General features: G+C 30.3%; 16 protein-coding genes and 1 CRISPR repeat array. All 16 genes read left to right on the top strand.

Annotated features, from left to right (window positions below; all coding sequences use genetic code 11):
• Positions 1-848 precede the first annotated feature (848 nt).
• The 16 genes from JOD07_RS14640 to cas2 all read left to right on the top strand — a co-directional run bounded on the left by JOD07_RS14640 (position 849) and on the right by cas2 (position 19579).
• Positions 849-1595, top strand: coding sequence for a hypothetical protein (locus tag JOD07_RS14640; RefSeq protein ID WP_158740722.1), 747 nt, complete (start codon positions 849-851; stop codon positions 1593-1595).
• The gene (locus JOD07_RS14635; RefSeq protein WP_204614519.1) at positions 1582-3255 is read left to right on the top strand and encodes a CorA family divalent cation transporter; all 1674 of its coding nucleotides are present in this window, start codon (positions 1582-1584) and stop codon (positions 3253-3255) included. The genes JOD07_RS14640 and JOD07_RS14635 overlap by 14 nt, the downstream gene beginning before the upstream one ends.
• Before the next feature lie 4 nt (positions 3256-3259).
• Positions 3260-4423, top strand: coding sequence for a hypothetical protein (locus JOD07_RS14630; protein WP_204614517.1), 1164 nt, complete (start codon positions 3260-3262; stop codon positions 4421-4423).
• On the top strand, positions 4407-5972 hold the full coding sequence (gene cas10, locus JOD07_RS14625) for a type III-B CRISPR-associated protein Cas10/Cmr2 (RefSeq protein ID WP_330636344.1): 1566 nt from the start codon (positions 4407-4409) through the stop codon (positions 5970-5972). Before JOD07_RS14630 ends, cas10 begins: the two co-directional genes overlap by 17 nt.
• A gap of 7 nt (positions 5973-5979) precedes the next feature.
• On the top strand, positions 5980-7128 hold the full coding sequence (locus tag JOD07_RS14620) for a type III-B CRISPR module-associated Cmr3 family protein (RefSeq protein WP_204614514.1): 1149 nt from the start codon (positions 5980-5982) through the stop codon (positions 7126-7128).
• Between the two features lie 13 nt (positions 7129-7141).
• Positions 7142-7936 carry a type III-B CRISPR module RAMP protein Cmr4 gene (cmr4, locus tag JOD07_RS14615; protein WP_158740713.1) on the top strand — a complete coding sequence of 265 codons (795 nt, stop codon included), beginning with the start codon at positions 7142-7144 and terminating at the stop codon, positions 7934-7936.
• Complete coding sequence (cmr5, locus tag JOD07_RS14610) at positions 7937-8323, top strand: type III-B CRISPR module-associated protein Cmr5 (RefSeq protein WP_158740711.1); 387 nt, start codon at positions 7937-7939, stop codon at positions 8321-8323.
• A 39-nt stretch (positions 8324-8362) separates the two neighbouring features.
• Positions 8363-9139 carry a type III-B CRISPR module RAMP protein Cmr6 gene (cmr6, locus tag JOD07_RS14605; protein WP_158740710.1) on the top strand — a complete coding sequence of 259 codons (777 nt, stop codon included), beginning with the start codon at positions 8363-8365 and terminating at the stop codon, positions 9137-9139.
• Positions 9140-9386: 247 nt separating this feature from the next.
• A complete protein-coding gene (cas6, locus tag JOD07_RS14600) occupies positions 9387-10142 on the top strand; it encodes a CRISPR-associated endoribonuclease Cas6 (RefSeq protein WP_204614513.1) in 756 nt (251 codons plus the stop codon).
• Positions 10143-10288: 146 nt separating this feature from the next.
• A CRISPR array of direct repeats spans positions 10289-11904; the repeat unit is 30 nt; unit sequence GTTTTAATCGGACTATTGTAGAATTGAAAC.
• A gap of 267 nt (positions 11905-12171) precedes the next feature.
• Positions 12172-13566, top strand: a complete 1395-nt coding sequence (locus JOD07_RS14595) for a hypothetical protein (RefSeq protein ID WP_158740707.1) — start codon at positions 12172-12174, stop codon at positions 13564-13566.
• Complete coding sequence (gene cas7i / locus JOD07_RS14590; RefSeq protein ID WP_158740705.1) at positions 13567-14661, top strand: type I-B CRISPR-associated protein Cas7/Cst2/DevR; 1095 nt, start codon at positions 13567-13569, stop codon at positions 14659-14661.
• 21 nt (positions 14662-14682) lie between these two features.
• Positions 14683-15384, top strand: coding sequence for a type I-B CRISPR-associated protein Cas5b (cas5b, locus tag JOD07_RS14585; protein WP_204614512.1), 702 nt, complete (start codon positions 14683-14685; stop codon positions 15382-15384).
• Positions 15385-15421: 37 nt separating this feature from the next.
• Positions 15422-17800, top strand: a complete 2379-nt coding sequence (cas3, locus tag JOD07_RS14580) for a CRISPR-associated helicase Cas3' (RefSeq protein WP_204614511.1) — start codon at positions 15422-15424, stop codon at positions 17798-17800.
• A gap of 9 nt (positions 17801-17809) precedes the next feature.
• The gene (gene cas4 / locus JOD07_RS14575) at positions 17810-18310 is read left to right on the top strand and encodes a CRISPR-associated protein Cas4 (protein WP_158740700.1); all 501 of its coding nucleotides are present in this window, start codon (positions 17810-17812) and stop codon (positions 18308-18310) included.
• 10 nt (positions 18311-18320) lie between these two features.
• Complete coding sequence (cas1b, locus tag JOD07_RS14570) at positions 18321-19310, top strand: type I-B CRISPR-associated endonuclease Cas1b (protein WP_204614506.1); 990 nt, start codon at positions 18321-18323, stop codon at positions 19308-19310.
• Between the two features lie 2 nt (positions 19311-19312).
• Positions 19313-19579, top strand: coding sequence for a CRISPR-associated endonuclease Cas2 (gene cas2 / locus JOD07_RS14565; RefSeq protein WP_158740696.1), 267 nt, complete (start codon positions 19313-19315; stop codon positions 19577-19579).
• Positions 19580-19719: the final 140 nt, after the last annotated feature.

Raw genomic sequence — 19719 nt, 5'->3', positions numbered from 1 at the left:
TAGAATCAAATTAGGGTGAAGAAAAATTAATATGAAATTCTAAGATATATTAAGCATTAGTGAGTTTTTGTCCAAAATAAGGGGGACAATACGGTTTGAAGTTGTCTTATTTTGATGTGTTTTAATCGGACTATTGTAGAATTGAAACTTTACTTTGATCACAAAGATCAATTTGTCCTCTAATAGTTTTAATCGGACTATTGTAGAATTGAAACATGAGCAAATAGACGATTTAAAAGCCAAAAAAAGCGGTTTTAATCGGACTATTGTAGAATTGAAACTGCAGTTAATACAAAGTCTTCCATGCCAGTTCTAGTTTTAACCGGATTATTGTAGAGTTGAAACTTTATGATATGTCCAAGTTTTTATCTACATAGAGTTAGTTTTACTATTCGTGATATCTACTGATCAGAGATCTTATTCCATGTTTTTAACATAATGAAAAATCTTATAGAGTCTTGGGTTAGATGATTTTGTAGGATTTAATGTGTTTTAAAAATGTTATATTTTGGATTTGAGTTGTAATAGTAAATTTATTAAATCATTTTATTAAGTATGGAGCTTATATTGGGTAACATTAGGATTTAAGGTAATAGTTGCTAATCAAGATGTTTTTTGTTAATTTTGATTGCAATAAATATTCGTTTATGAATATTACTATTGAACTGTTAATTAATGAAGATGCTTGGGTAAATCTTGACAGATAATAGGTTATCTGTCATTTTTATTTTGATTTCTGTAAAATTATATTGTAAAAAGTAAGAAATTAGGATAAAATGATAATAAAATATTATAATTATTATAAATACTAATAAAATTATTTTTATTAATTGATCGGAGGAGTTTTCTTGAAACTTCTTTTTTTAGTTGGTGGTTACGATTTAGAGATGGCAGAAATTATAAAAATCCTTGAGCAAAATAATCAAGATTATATTGATAAGCATTTAACCTGGGGGGCAAAACTCAGTGATTATCAAGAAGAAATACAACTGCATAAAGATAGAACAATTGTTGGAATCGAATTAATAAAAGATATCACACCACCTGCACATTATATTGAAATAGATCATCATAATCAAAAAATTAATGAATTATCTTCCATAGAGCAAATTGCTAATATGTTAAATATTAAGTTAACTCGATATCAACAATTAATCGCTGTTAATGATAAAAGTCATATAAAAGGATTAATTAAATTTGGAGCAACAAAAGATGAAATAGAGGAAATTAGAAGAAAAGATCGGGAATACCAAGGGGTTACAGAATTAGATGAAGAATTGGCTGAACAGTCCATTAAGGATCATTTGAAAATTAAAAAAGGTGTTGTAGTGGTATCTTCTTTAACACAACGTTTTTCTCCTATTGCAGATAAATTATATAAATTTGATCGGGTGATTATCCATACTAAAGATGAAATAAACTACTACGGGTTAAAGGCAAAAGAATTAGGAGAAAAGTATTCTAAAGTATATGGAGAAAATATAGTTTATTTCGGAGGAACAGAGGACGGATTTTTTGGATTTGAAAAAGGTGCATTGGACGAAGAACAAATAGAGAAAATTATTCAGGAAGTGGTGGAATATGTCGGAGATTAAAAGTTATCATATTTTTATGTTTCCATTTAGATGGGATTATATAGAGAATCCAAATAAATTTGAAGAAAGTAGCTTTGAAGAAAAAGTAAATATAGAAATTATGACTCAGTATCTTGAAAAAACTGGTTGGAGAATAAAGTCGGATGAAATTGAATGCAGTGAAGATTATAATGAAAAACTTTATTTTTATGATAATGTGAGAAGAGCAATTTATAATCAAAATAATACTGCAAAGCCTATTGTCAAAAATTTTGCTTATACTCCTAATGAAAAAACGAGAGGTAAGTACATTATTCAAGCAAAAGATAAAGAGTATATTTTAGAAATAGAAAGAATAATATTAAAGGTTTATGACACAGGGGTTGCAATATTATCATACCATTTAAAAAACACTATGCCTGATATTAAAAAAGAAGATATTTTTATGATCAATGAATTTGGCAGGCGTATTTATCCTCAGTTTATTAATAATAATGAGACAGAAAGAACAGCATTTACTAAAGGTAGGTTTTTAGCAACTAAATTGCAAATTTTGTGGGAAGATGATAGAAGCTCAATTACAGAGACTTTTGAATGGTATGATTGTTTAGAAACAGTAAGGAAAAACCCTACCAAGTTGTCTGATACAATTATGAAATTATTGAATGGGTCAGATAATGAATACTTTATAGATAATAGTAGAGTACTCTGTGAAAAGAAGATTTTAATACGACCTATTATAGATGATCGTATGTATGTAATATGTTGGTACAAGAATGATAACTGGATTTCTGAGTTAAGCGAATTTAATGAAAGTAAGAATGAGTATATGTATGTTGAAGATGCGGATTGGTTTAAATTTTTATTTGTTGATGGACAAGATAAATGCTGCACAAGCAGACTTATGACTGAGAATTTATTAAAGCAGCATACATATGACCGATGGATAGGAGGTACATTATACGGAATAACAAGATATTCATTTGTAATGTTGTGTTGTGAGAGTGATTTTAGTAAAAATATATTGTTAACCCACATGCGAACCATGTATTATCAAATGGTATCTCTGGTTTTGGCCCAAAGAGCGTCTATACTTGTTTTTTCAGATGAAGTTTCATCTATTTCAACGTTAAAAGGATCAAATTTGGTCTCTCGGGTTCGTTCATTACATAAAAATTATATTCAATTTGTAAATAAGCTATATTTTAGAGAAGTTACAGCCCAGGAACAAGGAATTGAGCTTTATACTCAATTAATCAATACTTGTGAAATAGAGAGAAATATTAAGGATTTAGATAATGAGATCAGTGAATTGCATGAATATGCAACATTGGAACAAGAAGCACAGACCAATACTGTTCTTAATTGGTTAACAATTATTAGTGTTGCATTTGTTATTCCCTCGTTTATAACAGGGTTTTTAGGAATGAATATCATAGACGATAATTTACTATCAAATAAAGATCCAATATCTCAATTGTTGAATTGGTTAGGTTATATTTATTTAGGCCCGATTTTTATTGTTTCCTTGGTTTGTAGTAGTTTTTTATTGGGTAATAAATCTAGATTGAAAAGAAATATTAAATTTATCATATTAGGTTTGTTATTTATTATACTTCCATTTATAATTTTATTTTTATTAAAGGGAGATATATTAGCGTTACTTGCGAAAAGGGAGTGAAAATGTGGCGAAATATATAGTGCAATTAAAACAGTTTACCCCTATGATCCATTTTCAGTCAGAACAATTGGGAGCAACCTTGAGAGCTACAGAATTAAAGCCTAAATTGGACAAGTTTTTAATACGTTATGCATTCAATGAAGATTTTGAACAGTATAATAAATTTTTAATTGGTTATAAAGACGGAATGCAAGAGAAGCAGTTTCAAGATAAAAAAGCATTAAATTACAAAGTACATATTAGAACAAATGCAAAAAAAATCGAACCAATTAATTTAGATTTCCTATTATATAAGAATTTATATTTGGGAAATAAGGGAAAGAAAGAAAATAAAACTTATGCAGTTTTTTCTCACGCAGATATAGAAATAGAATTCTTTTCTTTTTATGCTGAACTTATAGATATTATTAAAGAAAATATTGCTTCTTTTTTTGCATTGAATAATTTTGGTGCAAGGCAGAACAAAGGATTCGGTTCATTTTATATTAACAACAATAATCAGTTTTTAGATAATATTAAGAAACTTAAGAATCAATTTCTTTATATTCGCTATAATAAATATGATTTTAAAGAAATGATGAAAGATATACATATAATTTATTTATTGATGAAGACAGGAATTAATTTTCCAGAATCTCAGAAATTTGAATCTAGTTATCATAAGTCATTTTTATTTCAATATATGTTAAATAAAAATATTGGCAATGAAAAAAAATTTATTAAAGAAAAATTTTTTAAACTCAATCATATCAATATAAAAAATGATCCTATGACTAAAAAATATGTTAGGGGATTATTAGGAATATGTGAAGAAGTTAATTTTAGTGGTAGGGGAGAGATATCTTATTCCAGTGATGAAATTGAGAGATTCAAATCTCCCATTACATTTAAAATAGTTGATAATATACTGGCTATCATACCAGAGGAAATTCCGAAAAATATGTTTAATGCTAAATTTGAATTTTCTAGAAAAGATATAGCTAATAGTGCCCCTGAAATCATATATACTCCTAAGGAAGATGAATTTAATTTACCAGCTTTTTTATTTTCATTTGCAGATTATTTTAACAGTCAATTGAAGCCTTCACTAGCACATAATCCATTGGAAAATCAACTTAGGCAAGCGAAGAGAAAAGTGATTCAAAAGGTAGGTGAAGCAAGTGAGTAATTCCAAAAAATATATTGCTTTGACTATCGGACCTATTTATAAAACATTACAGTTTGCCAGGACTACCGGTGAACTCTGGGGTGGTAGTTATATTTTTTCATATATGATGAAAAAGATTATTGAGAAATTAATAGAAAAAAACAGAAACTTTGTTATACCAAATGTGGAAGACGATACATTATTCGAGAAAGGAAAAGAAGTGGGGCTATTTCATGATAGATTCATTTTTGAAGTGGAGGAAAAAGGAGATTTTGAGGAATTAGGTCATATTATCCAAGAACTGTTGGATCAAATGGCGAAAGATATATCTGATGCACTTGGAAAAATGAAGGAAAAAGATAGAAAAGAAATTCGCGATTATCTCCAAAATTATTTTCAGTTTTACTATATAGAAAAAGAAGTAGTTGAAAATCCAATACTTGAGTTATCTCCAATTCTGGATACTATTGAATTACAAAGTCAATATGTTAAACAGGAAAGTATAAATTATATCTTAGAATTTTTAAAGAATGATCACATTAAAAAAAGTTTCTTAATGAAAGGAATGAACATTAAAGGTTTCACTTCACTTTATGAAATTGCATCCAGTGGATTAGAAATAAAAGATATTAAGGCAGATGATGAAGATTATTACAAAGAAGTTAAAGAGAGATTAAAAAAAGAAAATCGTTTAGATGAGTTTAAAAAAGTGTATAAATATGTAGCCATAGTACAAGCTGATGGAGATAACATGAGTTCTATTATAAAGAAATTAAGTGATGGTCAAGGAATAGACAAAAAAATAGAACAAGAAACAGAGAAAGATTCAATTACTACATTTCAGGAATTTTCAAGTAAGTTACATCAATTTGCTTCTGAGGCTCATAGGATAATAAAAGGAGATAATAAGGGCATGACAATTTATGCAGGTGGAGATGACCTGTTGTTCTTTGCTCCAGTATTCTCAAAAGGTAAGCACGTCTTTAGCGTGTTAGACGAGATAACGAATGAATTTGATAATCAATTTAATACCTCTAAGAATATGGAGGACAGGCCAACCTTATCCTTTGGAGTATCTATTTTTTATTATAAATATCCTTTATATGAAGCTCTTGAAGAAGCCAGAGATCTGCTTTATCGTTCTAAAAATTATATAAATGGTGATGACAAGAAAAATGCAATTAGCTTTAGTGTAATACAACACAGTGGACAAGCTTTTGGTACAACCTTTAAGAAAAACAGCGAATCTTATTTAATATTTAAAAGAATATTGGATTTGAGTATTGAGCAAAGCGATTTTCTAAAACAGGTATATCATACTTTAATGAGAGACCAAGTCTTATTAAAGGAAATAATCGGTGATAAAGTTAGATTAAAAAACTATTTTGAGAACAATTTTAATGAATCCATTCATAAGCAAGAGAAAAATAAAAAATATCTCGATTTGGTTCAAGAATTGCTTTATACAGTTAACAGAGAATATGATAAATCTTTTGATGAAAAAATGGAAATCGTATATTCATATTTAAAATTTACTCATTTCCTTAATGAAGAAGGTGATGAAAATTAGTACATATTTGGCTAGATTAAAACCGATAGGAAATTATTTTTTTGGCAATGAAAGATATTTTAAATTTATTAATGAAGAAAATCAAGATAATAGAAATAAAGCTCAAAATTATATAGTCAGTTCAAATTTATTACCTCAGCAGACTACTTTACTTGGAATGTTAAGAAAAGAAATACTTATTCAATCTGATTGTTACAAGCAAAAATGGGGTTATAGTATAGAGGATAAAGTAAAAATAAAAAAGCTCATTGGTCCTTCAGGTTTTAAAATAGATGAGGAAAGAGAACAATATTTTGGGGTAATAGAAAGTATTTCTCAGATTTACACATACAAGGATAATTGCTTTTATACTATAGTTCCCAAGGATCATATTATTCATGATAAAAAAAAGGATAAAGAAAAAGTTATAAAAAAAGTTAACGAGTATTATACACCTTTCAAAACTTCTGTTAAAGAAAGAGTTAGGGTCAGTTTTAATTTATATGAAAAAAATATTCCAGTTTTACAGGGTTATGATCCCAAAGATGGTTTATCTAATGATTGGATGGATATAAGTAATGGGAAAATAGTTCCTTTCGGAGAGATATTTGCTACGGATAAACGAATTGGAATTGAAAAAGGAGAAGCTGGGAAGACAAAAGAAGATAGTTTATTTAAAACAATAAGCTATAGATTAAAAAATAATTATGAATTTGCATTTTTTATAAATCTTTCCGATGAAATGGAAGAAGATTTAAAAAGAAAATTTAGCGATAATTTTCAAACTATAGTATATATGGGAGCAGATCAAACGGCTTTTAAGTTAACGATATCACCTTCTCAGAAAGAAGAAGAAAAAAGATTAATGGAAAAATATAGATCATTAATAAAAAAAGACAATGTTAACAAAGTTGTTTTGCTCAGTGATACATATGTTGATCATAGAATTTATGATGATTGTGATTTTGCAATGACAGAAACTATTGATTTTAGGAATATATATGTTATTCATGATAAGGAATGTGAAAAAGCTAACAGCAGGTTAAAAAAAATTGATAAAAAATATTGCTTTATAAAAAGAGGTTCTGTTTTTTATACTTCAGATGTTGAAAAATTATTAAATCATATTAATCAAAATAGAAACTTAATTAAGATCGGATATAATATTGCACTATAGCTGGGGGGATAACATGTATACTAGTGAATTATATATTATTAGGGCTTTGACCAATATGCATGTAGGAAATGGCGACGTTAACTATGGTATTGTCGATAAAGAGGTTCAAAGAGATGTTATAACAAATTATCCAACTATATATTCATCTAGCTTAAAAGGAGCGTTAAGAGAGTTTTTCGAAAGTAAGAAAGAAGATTCAGTAAAGTATATTTTTGGAGACGTAGACAATGCAGGAACATATAAATTTTTTGAAGGACATTTGCTATCCATTCCTGTAAGAAGTAACAAGAAACCGTTTTTTAGAGCAGTATGTCCTCAGATAATCCAAGATTTGATTACATGTTTATCTGATTTTGATATTCAATTGGATATAGTTGAAATATTAAAAAAGTTCGCAGATATTGATGTAACTCCTGATAAACCTGTGATTTTTGAAAAATTAGAAGGTGTTAAGATAGAAGACTTCTATGGTGAATTCGAATACAAGCAATTTGAAAAGATCTCTGTTATAGAGAAATTATTTGGTGAAAATATTGCTTTATTACATAATGATGTTTTTAGCAAATTAATCAAAAGTTTGCCGGTTATTGCAAGAAATTGTTTAGAAAATGGTATAAGTAAAAACTTATGGTATGAAGAAATCATTCCAAGAGAAACAAGATTTTATTTTATAGTGATGCGGATGAAAGATGAAGAGAATTTGTTAGAGCCGATGATCTCAGAAAATATAATTCAAATGGGCGCTAATGCATCCATTGGCTATGGATATACGAAAATTCAAAACGTAAAGCAGATAGTAGGTGAGTGAATGAATAAAAATAAAGTAGAAAAATTTATACCTATTGCTCTGGATATTATACAAGAAGTAGAGATTGCCAATGAAAAGAATGAAGTACCAGATGTATATAATGGATATATTGCTTCTTTTGGAGCAAGTATAGTGCAAAGCGGACTATTGACCACAGTTGCTTTTTTTGAAAGAGATAATAACAATACAAAACAAGACAGAAGAAAAATAGTAAATGCTATTTTTTCTATAATTAAAAAGGTTGATAAAAAATATGAAAATGAAGACAGTTTATTAAGGTGTTTAATTAAGTATAAATCTAGTATTGATGATATAGAAGATGATATTATTTGTGCAGCGATAGCACTGAAATTAGCATTAAGAACATTTGAATTTATTGAGGAGTAAATAAGAAGGCGACTGTTGATTTTGTAAAAGGAGGTACATATGAAAAACGAACCTAATATAGGTTTCTTATTTTATAAGGACTATTATGATTCTAGTTTTTGGACTAAAATATTTTTGAAGGGAGAAAAAATAAAGAATCAGGAAGGAAAAAAGAACTATAAGCAAGAAGTAAAAAGGTATTTTGACAATAAAAATAATAATATTTTAAAGCAAAACAAACTTTATCCTTTACAGCCTTTAGGTAAGGATCATTTTACGCTTAAGACAATTTATCCCGGATTATTATTTGGAGCAGGTTATATGCATGAAACAGGCCAAGATAATGAATTTAAAATAGGGTTTTACTTCGATTATACTACCGGAATGCCATATATACCTGGTTCTTCTGTAAAAGGTCTATTAAGAAGTGCCTTTAAAGCAAGCGAAAGTTATATTAGAGAAATATTTAAGAGCAATAGTTTATTTTGTAATGTCAATGAAATCAGCATCAGTGATTTGGAAAATGAGATTTTTGAAGGAAAAAAATCTATATATGATAGAGATATATTTTTTGATGCGGTTCTAATTAAAAGTGATAATACAGACGGACGCTTTTTAGGAGAGGATTTTATTACTCCCCACAAAGATCCTTTAAAAAATCCTGTTCCTATAAAATTTTTGAAAGTACTGCCTAATGTAGTATTCAGATTTGAATTTGATTTAAAGGACGGTATTTTATCAGTTGAGCAAAAACTTGCTTTGTTTAAGCAAATTATTTTAGATTTAGGGATAGGGGCAAAGACAAATGTAGGCTATGGTAATTTTGAGCCTAATTAAATTTTTTGGTTCTACGGAATGAGAGCAATTCATTAATGCTACGGGTAGAAAAAATGGATATTCAATTTATTTTTTGATGGAAGAAATGTTCAGGGGCTAGTAAATCAATTAAGAAAGATAGTCATGAGCTAGTTTTTAAGGTTAAATACATAATTTATTATAAAAATACAAGGTTTTAAGGACGCATAAACCTTGTATTTTTATAGGAGACGATTTAAAATATGCAAAACTGATCAGGAGAGAAGTTATGAGAATTAAAATAGTTTTAGAAACTGATGCACCGATTTCTATACCAATAAATTATCAGTATCATTTATCTTCAGCCATTTATTATTTGCTGCAAAGAGCAGATCAGGAATATGCTAAGGAATTACACCAAAAGGGTTATGAATTTGGCAGCAAAAAGTTCAAACTCTTTACCTTTAGTGCATTATTTCCTGATTTTTATAAGATTCGAGGGAACCAGATGGTTATTGGGCCTGGTAAAATTTATTTTTACATTGGTTCATTGAAAAATGAGTTTATAATGAATTTCGCCAGCGGAATTTTTAGTAATCATATTTTGAGAATAGGAAGAGCAAAATTCTTGATTTCACAGGTAGAAGCAATTCCTACGCCTCAATTTTCTGAAGTTATGCAGTTTAAATGCTTATCCCCTGTCGTTGCAACGACAAAAGAGGAAATTAACGGGGTCATAAAACCGAGAGATTGTCAATTGGAAGAACGAAAGTATGCGGAAAATATCATCCGTAATTTAAAAACGAAATATGAATTAATATATGATAAGCCTTCATCGGGCGTTGACTTGAGGATTTCATTTAAGCAGGAGGACATAGAAAAATATAAGAAGGGCAAACTGATTTATTATAAGAATACCTTTGTAAAAGGATTCTTATGTCCCTTTGAGGCCAGTGGAAGCCCGGAACTTATGGAGATCATGTGGGAAGTAGGAGCCGGTGAAAAAAATAGTGGCGGATTTGGAATGGTTGAAGTTATGAATTGAATAGTATCAAGCAAAAAAGTCGTCTACCCTCGGTGATGCAAAAATGCCAGTGGGTCGACGACTTTTTATTGCATTTGAGAGGGATAATTGGTAAAATTAATACAAAAAATTTTTAAAGAGCAGAATAAAACGTTGATTTTACTGCTGTTTTAATCGGACTATTGTAGAATTGAAACTTTCTTCGAATTTGGTTACATATTTCGCTGTAAAGAGTTTTAATCGGACTATTGTAGAATTGAAACTTTCTAACTGCACCTTTAAAAAGGTCGTCTATCAAGTTTTAATCGGACTATTGTAGAATTGAAACAAGCCAGAAGCTAGAAAACTTATAGCCAAGGCTTTAGGTTTTAATCGGACTATTGTAGAATTGAAACTAAACTTACAGGGCAAAAAGGCGCTATTTTTACCGGTTTTAATCGGACTATTGTAGAATTGAAACCGTCGATTCCCTCCCTTCTCCGGCCGGCCCGTTAAAGTTTTAATCGGACTATTGTAGAATTGAAACTAATCAACGGATCAGAAAGGCTTTTATCTGCCAACGGTTTTAATCGGACTATTGTAGAATTGAAACGGATTTCATTGCCTTTTTTGAAGTATTTCTCCATCAGTTTTAATCGGACTATTGTAGAATTGAAACCCTACTCTAATTTCTCTAAGATCACTTCTGCTCTTGGTTTTAATCGGACTATTGTAGAATTGAAACTGCATAAGGAGAATCTGTTCTAAAATTTAAAGAAGTTTTAATCGGACTATTGTAGAATTGAAACGCTAGAGGTAAGTTCTTACAATGGAAGAAAGGTATAGTTTTAATCGGACTATTGTAGAATTGAAACTTCTCTATCTTTATGAGGCCCTATTATGTTTACTCTGTTTTAATCGGACTATTGTAGAATTGAAACTCCTTTCTTACTTTAGTTTTTTTAATACTTGATAGCGTTTTAATCGGACTATTGTAGAATTGAAACGGAGATACTTTAGATGCGGTACAATTTTGGAGAGCGGTGTTTTAATCGGACTATTGTAGAATTGAAACTATTTCTACTAGATAAAAAACAGCAGCATTTTGATAGTTTTAATCGGACTATTGTAGAATTGAAACTTGGATGAAGAAACCCTTAAGGCTCTTGAAGGAGCAGTTTTAATCGGACTATTGTAGAATTGAAACACAACAAGGCTCCTATCTATTGCGGAGACTTCAAAGAGTTTTAATCGGACTATTGTAGAATTGAAACTATGTCCTTTCGGTCATCTAATAATGAGACCCCAAAGTTTTAATCGGACTATTGTAGAATTGAAACTCGATCGTAAAGCGAATTTTTTACGCATACCCTTTTGGTTTTAATCGGACTATTGTAGAATTGAAACAGGTCATATTCGTCGGCATATCTACGGTCACCATATGTTTTAATCGGACTATTGTAGAATTGAAACTGATATTACAGGGAAGTTCAAGATGTTCAAGATGTTTGTTTTAATCGGACTATTGTAGAATTGAAACTCGATAAAATCAATCGGGAATAAGTTCCCGAAATACGTTTTAATCGGACTATTGTAGAATTGAAACTAGTTATCTTCATAATAATTATCAGAAGAAGATGGAGTTTTAATCGGACTATTGTAGAATTGAAACGACGTATGAATAAAAGCTGTCTTGTAACTCTCCGTAGTTTTAATCGGACTATTGTAGAATTGAAACCTATTTTTGATGTAAAAAACATTGTTTATCCAGGCAGTTTTAATCGGACTATTGTAGAATTGAAGCAACAGATCAAATGAATGAAAACATGAAAAATGCTTAGTTTCAATAAGATTATTGTAATATTGAAAGGTCTACATTTCAGTTCTTTGTAGAAACTGTAATGTAGACTTTTTGATTTAAATACACTACTTAAATTGGTTTGTGTATTCGAATTCTTTACTAATCTATCAGTAGTTTTAAAATTTACAAAATTATTCATATAATGAAGGAATTTTGATTTTTCTGTAGAAGTATATAGATATATGACTTTAGTAAGTAGGAGGTGAAATGATGGCGTTGTTAACGTTTACAGGTCATCCGTTTATAGATTTAGGAAGCGCAGTTCTTAGCATGATTTGTAATAAGGAATGTTATGCTGAAGTAACCAAAGAAGATATTTTGAATAATCTTGACGAATTTTTAGAAGTGATCAAACATCGCTTTAATGACTTGAATGCGAGCGAAAAAGAGCTGGAGTATAGTAAGCGAGGGTTAAAACAACATTTTGCTTTAATGTACAACATTAATCACTATTTATTTGGAATAAATAACAAAATTGAAAATCCTATTTCCGGAAAAAAAGAGACGGTGAAAACAGGAGAAGAATTTGTAGAGACATTTAAGCAAACAGTTGTTGATATACTGGAGAATAAAAATTCATTATGTGAAAATGCAGAACGTAAAAGTACTGACAACATTTGTAGATTTTGTGGGAAACCGTCTGACCTCATACTTAGTAAAGATATTATGCCTTTTGGTGCAGCTTTAAATCAAAAAAATCTTGGACAGGTTCACAGTTGTAATGGATGCTATTTGTCGATTTTATTTTCATTTGTGCCTATGTTTAATGTGCGAGTTTCGGAAGCAACTAAGGGAGTTTATATGTTTTATTATTTTTCTGATGAAAAGTACATGATTGAATATGCCAGGGAGCAATATCAATTTTTAAAACGAGAAATGCTTGCATCCCTTCAGACACTTCACGGGAATTGGTATGAGGTGTTGGTAGATCATTTAAGAGAGATCTATGCGAATTTTAGAATGAGATTTCGCGTCATAGAACCGCATTTTATTACAGTATATTTTTTCTTAAATGATAACCGGGAAGCTTCTCTTAGTTATATTAATGTTCCTGATGGAATGTGCAAATTTATAAATTATATCAGTACAGCAGATCAAAAGTGGAATCGCATGAAAAAGAACTTTAGAAACAGTGAAGAATATGAGAGATTCATACAGGGAGATTTTCTCTGTATGAACATTGATGGAAGCCCAAAATTTGGATTTGAAGATATAAACGATGTGAAATTTTATATGAGAGAGGTGAGTCTTTTGGAAGATCAATTTATAAATGCTGCTGAAAATATCGGAAACGGATTGCTTAAGTATTATCGCAATCTTAAACCATCAAAATGGGTAGAAGAGTATGAGAAGAAAATGAACGTAGAAAAACCTTATGTTTTTATTAACAGTTTATTAGATTTAAATGAAGAATATTTTAAAGTACAGGGAGAAAATATTTTTGACATTTCTGATGTAAAACAGATTATGTCAGAAAATAGAAGTGCTTTAGCTTTTCGATTAATTAAATATTTTATTTATAACAATATGACGGAAGAAGAAAAACAACAATATGTCGAGTTTAATAGGTTAAAGAAAAATATGGTACAAGAGGAGGAAGTCTAAATGAAGATGAGAGGAGTCTCAAAAAAAAATAGAAGGTTTTTACATGGAGCAATGATATTAAATGTGCCTGCAGGATGCATTAATTTAGGAGAGAATGGAATAAAACATATTTATACAAAGGTGAGGGGAAAAACTGTTAAGACATCTTATATATCAGGGCAGTCTATTAAAGCAAAAATAAAGGACAAATTGGAGGAAGACGGTATAAAATTATCCATTCCGAAAATTGTACAAGAATCAGGGAAAAAGAATACTCCAACAACTTCCTGTAATCCTTTTGAATACATGGATGATGATTTATTCGGGTATATGAATGTTATTCCAGCTAATGATAAAGATAAAGTAGATGAAGACAATAAAGGAACTACGAGAGTAGCACCATTTAAAATATCTTACTTCATTGGAAGAGAAGGAGACATAAAAGAAGATTACGGAGTAAAAAGAAATGGTGCATTGGTAGACGGTCAACTTACAACTATGCCCTTAACCGGGGATACAAGAAATTTTGCATCTACACAGTATTCTGGCTGTTTTATGATTGACCTGAATTGTGCTGGCAGATTTTTTAGGAAAAATATATCTGGATTTAAGAATATTTCGGAAAAATTCCCAGTGGAGAGATATAATGATTTGCTTATTAAATGTGAAGAGGATGAATTTATTTTAAAACCTGAGATTCGTACAGAACGTATTCAAACTTTGATAGAAAGTTTGCCATATTTAGCAGGAGGGGCTAAGCTAAGCACAGTTTATGCCGATATTGCGCCCAAATTTGTTGTTTATTGTATTATGGATATCGGTAACAATATTTTTCAAGAAATTTCGAATCCTATGGAGGATTTTAATATTAATGCATTCAAAGAAGGAATTCTGGACTATAAAGAGCATATCAAATCGGATATTTATATTGCGAAGAAAAATGGATTTTTAGATGAGCATACCAAATCCCTCAAAGAATTTATTGATTCTTTCAATATGGAAAATAAAGATATAAAGATTATTTGTAATGACGATTTATCAGGGATAAATGAAATTACTAAGCGTTTTTCAGAAGAAGTTCTTTCTAAAATATATTATTCCGTAGAAAATATATAAACCTGAAAATAGGTGATCTATATGTATAGAATTACTTTGCAAAGCAGAACGGCATTTTTTAAAAACGATATGACCATAACCAGCATACAGCAGACATATGATTGTCCGCCTTTATCTACAATCTATGGATTAATTTCTGCTGCAGTCGGAGAAAAGGTAGAGCCTATTTCTGTGGGATATATTTTTGATTACAAATATAAAACAGAGGATTATGAATTAATTATTAAACAGTTAGAAAAAAGCAATAAGCAAACATACATGGAATTAGCAAAGGCTGGTCGGATCACTAGTCGGCATGATGTGCTGCAAGGGTGCTTTGGAACTATTCCTATTAAGAGGGAAATAATGGTAAAATGCAAGCTTTATTTGTATGTAGAGGATGAAAGCATTGCGGAGGCTTTTAAAATGCCTTATTATACATTGCTTCTTGGACGCAGTGAGGATTTAGCATTCGTTAAAGAAGTAAAAAAAGTTGAACTGAAAGAGGATTGCCATAACATTACAGTAGGAAAAACAATCATTCCTTTTCAGCCTAAACTGGAGGTGTTTGGTCGGCTTTGCTCCATGCCTGTTTACATTACTGACGAATATCCCAGAAAGGTAACCAAAGCTGGAGTTTTTATGATCTTACAAAATGATCATCAAAAGATACGGAATCACAATAATATGTTTCTGTACGATGAAGAATTGAAAAAGGGCGTATACATACATAAGGAAAAGTGATACCGTGGGGTATCACTTTTTCATAAGGGGGAATTAAATGTTATATGCAAAAAGACACTATGAAGGAGATCAATTGATAGAAGAGACCTTAGTGCAGCACATATCCGAATGTTTGAGTGTGTATGATCAAATGATGCAATTAATGCCTCAATGTCCTTACGATCTGTCTTTTTCAAAATATACTTGGACAGAAATTGTTTTCTTGGTTGTAGCTTTACATGATATGGGAAAGGCGTCCAGCCAATTTCAAAATATTACATTAAACCTTGAAGTATCGGAATCCTGGAGATTTCGTCATGAGGTACTTTCCGCAGAATTTATAGACTTATTAGATATAGATGAAACTACAGGAAGAATACTTAAGTTAGCGATTCTTGGACACCATGAAAGAAATGTAGATGAGATATGGAGGAATATGGGCTTTGAAGAAAGTGACTTTAATCCTTTCGGAGCAGAGGGAGATCAAAAAAGAAGAAAACAGTATGATTTAGCTAAAAAAAGTATATTGGAGAATTGGGACGAATCGAAACAAGTTTTAAAATGGATTCAAAAGGAGTTTTCGAAACGGTTTAACGAAGAACTATCAATGATCTATGATTTTAATAGAATGCAGCCTGTATTTGAATTAATCAATGACTATAAATATTCAGCTCTATATAATTATAAAAATTATTATTACGAACTGATTCTATTATTAAAAGGAATACTGATTACTTGTGATCATTTAGGTTCAGGACATAATCGGATTAAATATATAGATACGGATATCGTTAATTGGTATAAAGAAAAATTTAATATTGGAGTTAACGGAAATGATTTTCGCAATACGCAAAAAGAAAGTAATGTTAAGAAAGATGCGCTGCTGATTGCTCCTACCGGAACAGGTAAAACCGAGGCGGCTTTTATATGGGCAAACAATTATCTGAAAGAAAATACTTATCGCCGTATTTTTTATGTTTTACCATATACAGCATCTATTAATGGAATGTATGAAAGATTGCAAAAAGAGAGATTTGCTGTTAACAAAGTAGATATGAAACATGGAAAGTCATTATATGCTTATTATCAACAATTACTTTCTCAAATATATGTAGAGAATGAAGTTACTACAGAAAATAAAAAAATTATACAAGCAAAAGCCAGATATATGCATCACTTAAGCAAAGAAATATCGAATCCTATTAAAATTGTTACACCTCACCAAATTATTAAAGCTTTTTATAAAGTTAAAGGATATGAGACCTTACTTACAGAATTTTATGATGCATTATTTATCTTGGATGAAATCCATTGTTACGACATAGAATTAACGAGTGTCATTATATTAGTAATGAACTATATAAAAAATAATCTTAATGGCAAACTGTTTTTAATGTCTGCAACATTTCCGGAAGTTTTAAAGACGGCTTTTATGGAACAACTGGATATTGATTTTGAAATAACCATGAAAGAAGAAGAACTAAAAAAATATGTTCGCCATCAGCTTCATCTACTCGATGGAAGTATAGAAGTGCAAATAGAGAGAATTACAGAAGATCTTAAAAATGGGAAAAGAGTATTGGTAGTTTGCAATACCATAAAAAAAGCTCAATATATGTATGAGCATTTAAAGAGTGAAGCTGAAACTTCATTAATTTTGCATAGTTATTTTGCTGCAAAAGACAGAAAGGACATTGAAAAAAGATTACTTAAAGGTGAAAGATATGAAGACGGATATGAACCTGTACAACTTTTAGTAGGCACTCAAGCCATTGAAGTATCATTGGATTTAGACTTTGATGTGATCTATACTGAATTAGCGCCTATAGATGCGCTTATACAAAGATTTGGAAGAGTGTATCGTAACAGAAAGAGAAAAGATGGAGAGTATGGTCAGGTATATGTTTGTACTGAAATAGATAAGGGATCAGAACGCATATATAATAAACCAATTAAACTATTGGATAAGACTTTGGAACAATTGGTTTTATTTAATGGGGCATATTTGGAAAATGAAATTATTAAGCAAATATTGAATTATGTATATGGAGAAGAGTTTAAAGAAAAATTTTATCAAGTATTAAAAGATCAAGCTGAAAAATTTCAGAATATATGCTTGTATCCTTTATTAGATTATTCAAATGAAGCTGAACAATATTTTAAGCAATTTGACGGAATGAAAATATGCCCGGATGTTTATTTAGAACAGTATATGGATTGCATTCAAAATGGACTGTATATTGAGGCGGAAAGTTATTTAATGACAGTATCTGGACGCAAAATTTTTTACTATTTATCAAATGGAAAAATTGATTGGGAAAGGGTTACCCATAAGCATCAGATTTTGGTAGCATATTCAACCCATTTTGATTACGATGAAGAAAATGGTTTACAAGAGAAGGATATTGGGGAAGGAGAAGGATTATTTTTAGATTAGGGGGATGTTATGTTTGAAGATACCCGTGTAACAGGTACGGAAGTGAATTATTACTTTGTCTGTACTAAAAAGCTATGGTTTTTTGCTCATGGGATTCAAATGGAGCAGACATCTGACAGGGTTTATATGGGAAAGTTGATGCATGAAGACAGCTTTTCAAGAGAAGATAAGGAAATTCTGATCGACGGGACCATTAAGCTTGATTTTATTAAAAAATCTTTAGAAATTCATGAGAGTAAATTAAGTAATTCTATGCAGGAAGCTACGTTGTATCAAATATTATATTATCTTTATTATCTAAAGGGAAAAGGTGTTAAAGACGTAAAAGGATATGTCCATTTTCCAAAAAGCAAGAGAAAAGAAGAAGTCCAATTAACTGAAGAATACGAACAACAATTGCAGGAAGTTATACAAAGAATTCTGGAAATCAAAAACTCTTCAAAGCCACCAGTTGTAGAAGAGAAAAAGATATGTAAGAAATGCAGTTACTATAATCTCTGTTTTTGCTAGGGGGGATAGTATGAAGCGAAGTTATTACATTATGAAATCTGGAAGAATCAGAAGAAAGGATAATACTATATTTTTTGAAAGCGATGATAATAAAAAAGTATTACCCATAAATGATATTGATGACATATATATTATGGGAGAAGTGGATTTCAATAGTAATGCACTGAATTTTTTGGGTAAAAACAAAGTAATGGTTCATATATTTGACTATTACGGCAATTATTCCGGAAGTTTTTATCCCAAGGAATATTTACTTTCTGGATTTACGATTGTGAAACAGGCAGAAAAATATTTAGATCCTGGCCAAAGACTTCAAATTGCCAGAGAGTTTATTCGGGGAGCCAGCTATAATATATTGAAGAATTTAAAGTATTATCAGAACAGAAAAGGTAATCTGGATCAAATCATAGAAGCTATAGAAACAGAAAGAGAACGGATTGGACAAGTACAAGATATACAACATCTTATGAGTGTGGAAGGACGTATACGGGAAACATACTATCGGGCATTTGATATAATTACTGATAATAAATTCCCCTTCGTTCAAAGAGTCAAACATCCGCCGGACAATGCCATGAATGCTATGATTTCATTTGGAAATCACCTAATGTATACGGCAATACTTCGTGAAATATATCAGACTCAATTAAACCCCACAATAAGTTATTTACACGAGCCCGGAGCCAGAAAGTTTTCACTGGCATTAGATATCAGCGAAATATTTAAACCCATCATTGTAGATCGGGTTATCTTCTCACTGATTAATCAAAATGTGATTACTGAGGAAGATTTTGCAAAAGAACTGAATTACTGTTATTTAAACGAAACAGGACGTAAAAAATTTATCAAAGCTTTTGATGAAAAAATGACATCTACTATTCAGCATAGAAAGTTAAACAAGACGGTGAGTTATAAAACACTTATTCAGATTGAATGCTATAAGTTAATTAAACATTTAACCGATATTGAGGAATATGAAGCATTTCAAGCGTGGTGGTAAATATGTATGTATTGATTGTTTATGATGTGGAAGAAAAACGTGTAGCCAAAGTGCTTAAATTTTTACGGAAATACCTGAATTGGATTCAAAACTCAGTCTTCGAAGGGGAAGTAACAGAAGCGCAGTTAACGGAAATAAAAATGGGATTAAAAAAGATAACAAATAAAGAGCAAGACTCCATAATTATCTTTAAAGCAAGAAACCAGAAATGGCTGAATAAAGAGATCATGGGGAAAGAGAAAAATCCTATAACAAACTTCTTAGATTAAAAGTCGTCTACCCCCGGTGATGCAAAAATGCCAGGGGGTCGACTACTTAGTGTAAAATTGTTCTAGGACAAAAAATAGCAAGAGACCACTCTTTTTGGTAAAATATTAGTCGCTGAAAACAATAAATACCAAGGAGGGTC

Source organism: Defluviitalea raffinosedens (assembly GCF_016908775.1).
GTDB lineage: Bacteria > Bacillota > Clostridia > Lachnospirales > Defluviitaleaceae > Defluviitalea > Defluviitalea raffinosedens.
This window is presented reverse-complemented; position numbering and strand designations above follow the sequence as displayed.